This is a genomic window from Streptomyces sp. NRRL S-118 (assembly GCF_000716335.1).
Taxonomy (GTDB): Bacteria; Actinomycetota; Actinomycetes; order Streptomycetales; family Streptomycetaceae; genus Streptomyces.
Genome location: NZ_KL591028.1, coordinates 154,168 through 161,120, shown reverse-complemented (window position 1 = coordinate 161,120; position 6,953 = coordinate 154,168). Strand labels below are relative to the sequence as shown.

Below are 6,953 nucleotides of genomic sequence, written 5' to 3'. Positions count from 1 at the left end.
GGGCACGTCCGGTGCGAGCGAGGGCGCGGACCGGTCCGGCCCCGGCGTGTCGCCGACGGCGCCGGAGGCCACCGAGGCGGCGGTCAGCCCGAGAGCCGCCGCCACGACCACCGCGGTCCGCCACCGCCCCGGCCCGCCGCCCGATCCGGATCCCGACTCCGAACCCGGTCCCGGTCCTGCCATCGGTCCCGTTTCCTGGCCCTGTCCCGGTTGCCCGCCCGGCTCCTCGCTCTGTCGTCGCTCACGCCATCGGTCGTGCACTCGCTCACGCCATCGCGCGAGCCGCGGGATCGGTACGAGCATCGACTCCGCCTTCCTCGGTCTCATGGGTATGGGGCCCGGCGGCGCCGTGGGGGACGGGAGGATGCCGCCGGGCTGTCGAAGGGGCCGACCGGACCGGCCGGCGGTCACGGCCGGCGGTCAGCGCGGTCGGCCGTGCCGTCGGCCGCGCAGCCGGCCGTGACGGCTGTGGTCAGCCCAGCCAGGACCGGCGCTCCGGACGGCTGCGACCACGCAGCCACGCCGTACCGAGACCGATCAGCAGCACGGCCGCGGCACCCGATGCCGCCGAGACGAGCATGACCGTGTCGTCGCCCCATGAGGCGGTGATCGAGGACATGCCGCCCGTCAGCCCGGTGGCGTCGCTCTTGGTGGCCGCGCCGGCCGCCTTGGTGTCGGATCCGGCGGTGGGCAGGGCGACGTACGGGAAGGTACCGCCGAACTTCTTGTCGTTGGCGTCGACGGCGTCACCCAGGTCGTTCTTCGCACCGACGAGCTCGCCCTCGACGACCTGCAACGCGATGTCGAGCACGTCGTCGGACAGCCGACGCCCGTTGGGGAAGCCCGCGTTGTCACCGTCCAGTACACCCAGGCGCTTGGGCTCCGCGGCCGGCTTGACCGCGGTGTTGAGGCGCAGCATCTCCGACGGCTTGCCGTGCGGCGGCTGGTTGAGGTCCTTCACACCGGTCAGGAACACCGAGACGAGGTCCTGGCGCGGTTCCGCCGGGGCCTTGATCTTGTAGATGCCCTCGATGAGCTTCGGCAGCTCGGGCTCGGTGACGTTCTTGAGGAAGTCCCCGTCGTTCTCGGGCGTGGACGCGTTGAACCGGTCCTTGTCCTTGACCGGATTGACGACCTCGTTGACCAGCGGCATGCCGAGCCGTGACACCCGCGTCCAGTCCCCGCGCGCGTTCTTGCGCTCGGTCGTCGCGTACACGCCGATCACGGGCTGCTCCTCGGACTCGCGCAGGTACGCGCTGGGTACCTGAAGGGCGATCGTGTTGACGTTGTAGCCCTTGAGCGTGTCGTTCCCGACCTCCGACAGGTCGCCCCCGTACAGCAGGTCGAAGACCCGCAGGTCGAGGAAGAACGGGTCGTCGGCCTGGCCGGCGAAGGCCTTGAGCCCGCCGGGTACCTCCCGTACCGCTTGGTCGCGCAGCTTCTGGTAGTCGGGCACCGGGAGGTCCTTCGCCAGGTCGTGCCGGGAGGCGACCTTCCCGTGCTTCATCCGCAGCAACTCGATGTCGTAGCTCTGGGTGAAGTTGAGGTCCGGATCGTCCAGGCTCTCCACGGCGCCCGTGTTGTAGAGGAAGGTGTTCTCGTTCTTGCGGTGGTCCTCGAAGGTGAACCGGTACACCAGGTCGTCCTGGGCGTCACCGTCGCTGTCGATGTGGATGTCGTAACGGGCGTCCTCGGCGAACGTGTAGAAGTTGGGGCCTCCGGCCGGTTCCTGGAACGGCAGCCAGTTCGCCACCAGGGTCGTCGAGTCGGGATGGTCGGGGCTGACGAACGCGTACACGTCCGATGTGTCGAACTGCGGCTGCCCGGATATCAGGGGCGCCTCGCGGTGGCTCGACGCGGTCGCCGTCTGCGGCTGCAGCATGCCGGCTCCGGCGGCGGCCAGGCTCGCGGCGGCCAGTGCGGCACAGGCGAGCCGAGTGATGTTCCTGCGCGGCCGTGCTCCTCGCCCGGTGCGCCCACTCTGCGTGGTTGCGGTCATCTCGTCCGTCCTTCGTCAGTCATCGCGTCCCCTCCGGCTTGCTTGTAGGTCCAGTACGTGCGCCACGGCCGTCTTGTTCGGTCCTGGCCGGTACGAGATCCACGAGGTGCCCTGACGCGGGCGGTGCCGACGACGTCCTTCCTGCTGAATCGCGGGCAGGCCACGGCCGCACGGCCGCGCCGGAAACCGCGTGGCCGGCGTCGCGGTACCGGTCGTTCACTCGGCCGGATCGGTGGTGGCGGCGGCCGGCGGGGGCACCGACCCGAGACCCGTCGCCACGAGGGCGCCCAGGGCCAGCACACCGGCCGACCACAACACCGACCGAGTGGCGAGGCCGTCCGCCACCCTGCCTCCCGCGAAGGCGCCGAGAGCGATGGCCCCGTTGAACACCCCCACGAGCAGGGCCGTCGCGCCCTCCCTCGCTTCCGGCGCCGCCAGGGCCAGCCAGGTCTGGGAGCTCACCGACACACCCCCGTATGCCAGGCCCCACAGGACGAGCACGAGGCAGGCACCCGCCACGGACAGCCCGAGCACCGGCATCATCAGCACGGAGGCGGCCAGGGTGGTGCTGATCACCAGCAGCGGGCCGCGCACCGACCGGCCTACCCGGGCGCCGGCCAGGAAGTTGCCGGCGACACCGGCGATTCCGTACACCAGCAGCAGCGTCCCGATCAGCGAAGCCCTGACGCCCGAGACCTCCTCGAGGAGTGGCCGCACGTAGGTGTACGCGGCGAAGTGGCCGGTCACGAGGAGGGTCACCACCGCGAGCCCGGTCGTCACCTGCGGCTTGCCGAGCAGCCGCATCACCCCGCCCAGCGCGACCGGTTCGTCGGCGGGGAGCGGCGGCAGCGACACGGCCATGGCGGCGGTCACGAGCGCGGCCGCGGCCAGTCCGCCGGTGGCGAGGAACGCCGCGCGCCAGCCCGCGAGTTCACCGGCGTACGCCCCGGCCGGCACGCCCACCACGGAGGCGATCGCGATACCGCCGAAGATCATGGAGGTGGCGGGTCCGGTGGACGTGGCCGGAACCAGCCGCACTCCGAGTCCGCCCGCGAGCGACCATACGCCCCCCACGGCGACGCCGATCAGCACGCGGGCCACCATCATGACCGCGAAGTCGGGCGACCAGGCCGCGAGCACATTGGCGGCCGCCAGGAGCGCCATGAGGGAGCACAGGACCACGCGCCGGTCGGTCCGGCCGACCGCCGCGGTGATCAGCGGGGCCGACAGCGCACCGATGAGGCCGGTGACGGTGAGCGTCAGCCCGGCGGTTCCCTCGCTCACGTCCAGTGAGGCGCTGATCGGCGTGAGCAGTCCCACCGGCAGCATTTCGGACGTGACCACGGAGAAGGTGCCGGCCGCAACCGCCGTCACCGCGGGCCAGCCACCCTCTGCAGAGGCCGACGGGACGGGCTTCTGTGCCCGCCGGTTGTCCACGTTCGTCATGGCTCCACACAACTGCGGCCCAGGGAGCGGAACAAGCGCGAACTTCTCGTGCTTCCATGAGGTGGACCCGTCGATGACGCCGCGGACACCATGTCGCGCCGGACGCGAACGCGCGCCGGGCGGAGGGGCAGGGCCATGACCGTCACGCGCCGCGACAAGTCGAGGACGCCCGGGCGGCGGCGCTCGGCCTCAGTGGGACGCTGCGGCTCGGGTTCCAGGGAAGCGTGGGCTACGGATTCATGGCGGTGGTCGGGGAGTTCGAGGAGCGGTATCCCGGCTGTCGCACCCGGATCACCGAGTTGCCATTGGGCGACTCCTTCGGTCCCGTGCACCGCGACGAGGTCGGCATGGCGCGATGGTGCTGCTGCCGGTCGAGGACCCGGATCTCGTGCTCGGGCCCGTTTTCTCCCGCCGGCCGCAGTGTCTCGCGGTGTCCCGCAGGCACCCGTTGGCCACCCGGGCCGCCCTGGACGCCGAGGAGCCGACCGGGACACCGCTGGTGTGTGTGGCCGCTCCGGCGCCGGACCACTGGCGCGAGGCGCAGGCGCCCACCCGTACGCCGTCGGGCTCCGCGGTGCCGCAAGGGCCGGTGGTCGGCGCCCTTCAGGAGGGCCTGTCGCTGGTGGCGGTCAACCGGGGTGCGATGCTGCTCTGCCGCCCCACCACCGAGTACCACCACCGCCGGGACATGGCGTACGTTCCGGTGACCGGACTGCCCGACTCGGCGCTCGGACTGGTCCGGCGCGCCGACCGCGACAACGCGCGGGGGCCGGGCCTTCGCCGAGGCGGTGGCCGCTGGGACGCGGCGCACCGGCTGTAGTTCCTTTCCGTGGGCGGTCGCTGGGGGGGCGGGACCGGGGCCCGCCGGGTGCGCGGTGCGACGACCGGCGGTACCGCACAGCGCCCCGGCACTCAGGGCCTCCCTGATGTGACTTGATCCGGGTTGCCCCGACCTGATCCGGTCCGCCCCGACCTGATCAGGTTTGATCCGGTCTGTTCCGGGACTCAGGCCTCAGCGCACCCAGACGCCGATGACCGGCGAGACGACGCGCCCGCTGTTCGACACCATGCGCAGCTTGTTGTGACCCTGGAGGCCGAGTACGACGCGCAGGTTGTAGTGGGCGTTGCGGTTGGTCCTCATCGAGGCCGGCAGCGAGACCCAGCGCTTGCCCTGCTTCTGCTGGAGGGTGACGCGGCTTCCCGGCTTCAGCTGCTTCGCCGCACCGCTGATACGGAACGACTCCCACGCCCGTACGCTCTTGGCGCTCGTCGTGGCGGGCGAGAGCGCGTCGGCCGCGGCCGCGGGCTTGTGCGCGGTGGGCGTCGGGGAGGCGACCGCGACGCCGATCGAACCGGCGACGACGACGGCCGAGGTGATGCCGGCTGCCCATGTACGACTGAACTGACCCATGTCTGTCTCCCGAGTGTGGGTGGGGAAGGCTTCAGCGGGCCTCACCCTAGGCACATGTATTGATAACAGGATTATTCGACACGAATCGGATACTCCGTCCGCCTGATACTCCCGATCGCACCGGGGCGCGGAGCGGCGTCCCCCACGACGAGTGGGCCATCACCGGCTCCCTCGGGGCCGGGTGGCCCCTCGGAACCCGCCGCCGTACGCGGTCGTGCGGCCCGCACGGATGCTTGGGCGTTCCGGGGGCAGGCGTATGAGGTGCTCGCAGCCGTACACCAGGCGCAGGTCCGGTGGGTGCACAGGTGGGCGGGTGGACGAATGGCAGGCGGCAACAGCGACGCAGGGAGCAGTGATGAAGGTCCGCCCGTGGCAGATACGACCGGATTTCCGGCTCACGGCCCACGTGGTGGCCGGCCGCTACCGGCTCGACGACTTGCTGGGCCGCGGAGGCGCCGCCGATGTGTACGAAGGGGTGGATCTGCGACTGCGGCGACCGGTCGCGGTGAAGGTCTTCCGCCCGGGAAGCGATGCTCATACGGAGGAGCAGTTCGACAGGGAGTGCCATCTCCTGGCCCGGTTGCGGCACCCCGGGCTGGTGACCGTCTACGACTGCGGCCGGGACGACGGGCTTCCGTACCTGGTGATGGAGTTGATCAGGGGGACGACCCTGCGCCGGCGGATCGCCGCGGCCCCTCCGGCGCTCGCCGACATCTGCAGGATCGGATCGGCACTGGCCTCGGCACTCGCGCACGTGCACGCGGCGGGTGTGGTGCACCGCGACGTGAAGCCGTCGAACATCCTCCTGGACGAAGCGGGTTCCCCGCACCTGACCGACTTCGGGATCTCCCAGCTGGCGGACACCGCGGCCCCCACTGCCGGCGGCGCGCTCGTCGGCACCGCCGCGTACATGGCGCCGGAGCAGGTGGAGGGCAGGGCGGCAGGGCCGGCCGCGGACATCTACAGCCTGGGCCTCGTGCTCCTGGAATGCGTGAAAGGTGAGCTGGAGTACGACGGGACTCCGCTGGAGGCCGCCATCGCCCGCCTGCACCGGCCGCCGGCCATACCGCGGGAGCTGCCGCACGACATCGTCGAGTTGCTGGAGGCGATGACGGCCGCGGACGAGAGCATGCGGCCGGACGCCGTCACCTGCTGCCGGGTCCTGGCGGCGGGCGCGACGGCGGCGACGGACGGACACGGAGACGCGGCGGCGTCCGGCCATGCGGTGGCCGTCCCACGGAAGGGGCAGGGCTCCGGTGACGACACGGTGCGGTCGCAGAGGACCGATGCCGCGCAGGGCGGCGCCGGTCCGCTGGCCGCGGCCGCGGCCGCGGCGAGCGGTGGGCCCGCGTTCCCGGATTCCCCGGTGCCCGCACGCTCTCCGGAGACCTCGCGTTCCCCGGAGACCTCGCCCGCCAGGGAGTTTTCGCATGCGGCGGAGTCCTCGCATGCGCTGACGTACTCGTCTCCGTCGCAATCCCCTCATTCTCCGCACGGTCCGAAGTCCGCCGTTCGCGGGGCCGGTTCCGTTCATGCCGGCCGGGCTGTCACGGCGGGTGCGGCGCTGGCCGCGCTGGGGGTGGCGCTGACCGGGCTGATCAGCAGCCTTCCTGCGGGTGGCGAGGACACGGCCGCACGGCAGCCCCGCCCGGCCACCACGGCACCGCTCCCGCCCGAGGAGGCTCGACCGGGCTCGTCCTCCCCGTCCGAGGTACCGTCCTCCCGCCCCGTCCGCCGGGCGACCGCCCCTGCCGTCAGCCAAGAGACTGCCGGGCAGCGGAAGTCGGCGGCCGCCGAGCGGGAGGCCCCCGCCGCCGCGGCCACCCGAGACGGGGCAGGCACTCCGCCGGAGCACGCCGCGGGAGGCCCGGATCGCGACCGGACCAAGCAGTCGGCAAAGGGAAAGCCGGCGAAGCACAAGAAGACGAACTGAGTGCGCCATCTCCCGGGCTTCGCGCGCCTGCTCACCGCCGAGGCGTCCCGGGTCTTCGGCCGGGCGAGTGCCGGGTGCCCACCACGCGATGGCAGCGGCCGGTACGACTCCCCTGGGCGGCCGCCGACGCTGCGCAGCGCCTCGTCACGAAGCCTCCCCCTCCT

General features: G+C 72.2%; 5 protein-coding genes and 1 pseudogene. 2 read left to right on the top strand and 4 right to left on the bottom strand.

The features are described from left to right. The 3 genes and pseudogenes from IH00_RS44480 to IH00_RS0132345 form a co-directional block, all read right to left on the bottom strand. A pseudogene (locus IH00_RS44480) lies at window positions 1-183 on the bottom strand (short-chain dehydrogenase/reductase); the annotation flags it as partial. A 289-nt stretch (window positions 184-472) separates the two neighbouring features. Continuing rightward, window positions 473-1,999 (bottom strand): DUF4331 domain-containing protein, encoded by a 1,527-nt coding sequence (locus IH00_RS0132350; RefSeq protein WP_031079647.1) that lies wholly within the window; start codon window positions 1,997-1,999, stop codon window positions 473-475. 216 nt (window positions 2,000-2,215) lie between these two features. Then, window positions 2,216-3,373, bottom strand: coding sequence for an MFS transporter (locus IH00_RS0132345; protein WP_052411809.1), 1,158 nt, complete (start codon window positions 3,371-3,373; stop codon window positions 2,216-2,218). A 427-nt stretch (window positions 3,374-3,800) separates the two neighbouring features. On the opposite strand from IH00_RS0132345, the gene IH00_RS38020 reads away from it, so the two are divergent. Beyond that, window positions 3,801-4,265: a LysR substrate-binding domain-containing protein gene (locus IH00_RS38020; RefSeq protein WP_052411797.1), complete on the top strand. Its 465-nt coding sequence runs from the start codon at window positions 3,801-3,803 to the stop codon at window positions 4,263-4,265. Window positions 4,266-4,457: 192 nt separating this feature from the next. On the opposite strand, the gene IH00_RS0132335 is transcribed toward IH00_RS38020, so the two are convergent. Then, on the bottom strand, window positions 4,458-4,856 hold the full coding sequence (locus tag IH00_RS0132335) for a hypothetical protein (RefSeq protein WP_031079645.1): 399 nt from the start codon (window positions 4,854-4,856) through the stop codon (window positions 4,458-4,460). A gap of 355 nt (window positions 4,857-5,211) precedes the next feature. Between IH00_RS0132335 and IH00_RS40885 the strand changes: the two genes are divergently transcribed. Then, window positions 5,212-6,789, top strand: a complete 1,578-nt coding sequence (locus IH00_RS40885; RefSeq protein ID WP_078888071.1) for a serine/threonine-protein kinase — start codon at window positions 5,212-5,214, stop codon at window positions 6,787-6,789. Window positions 6,790-6,953: the final 164 nt, after the last annotated feature.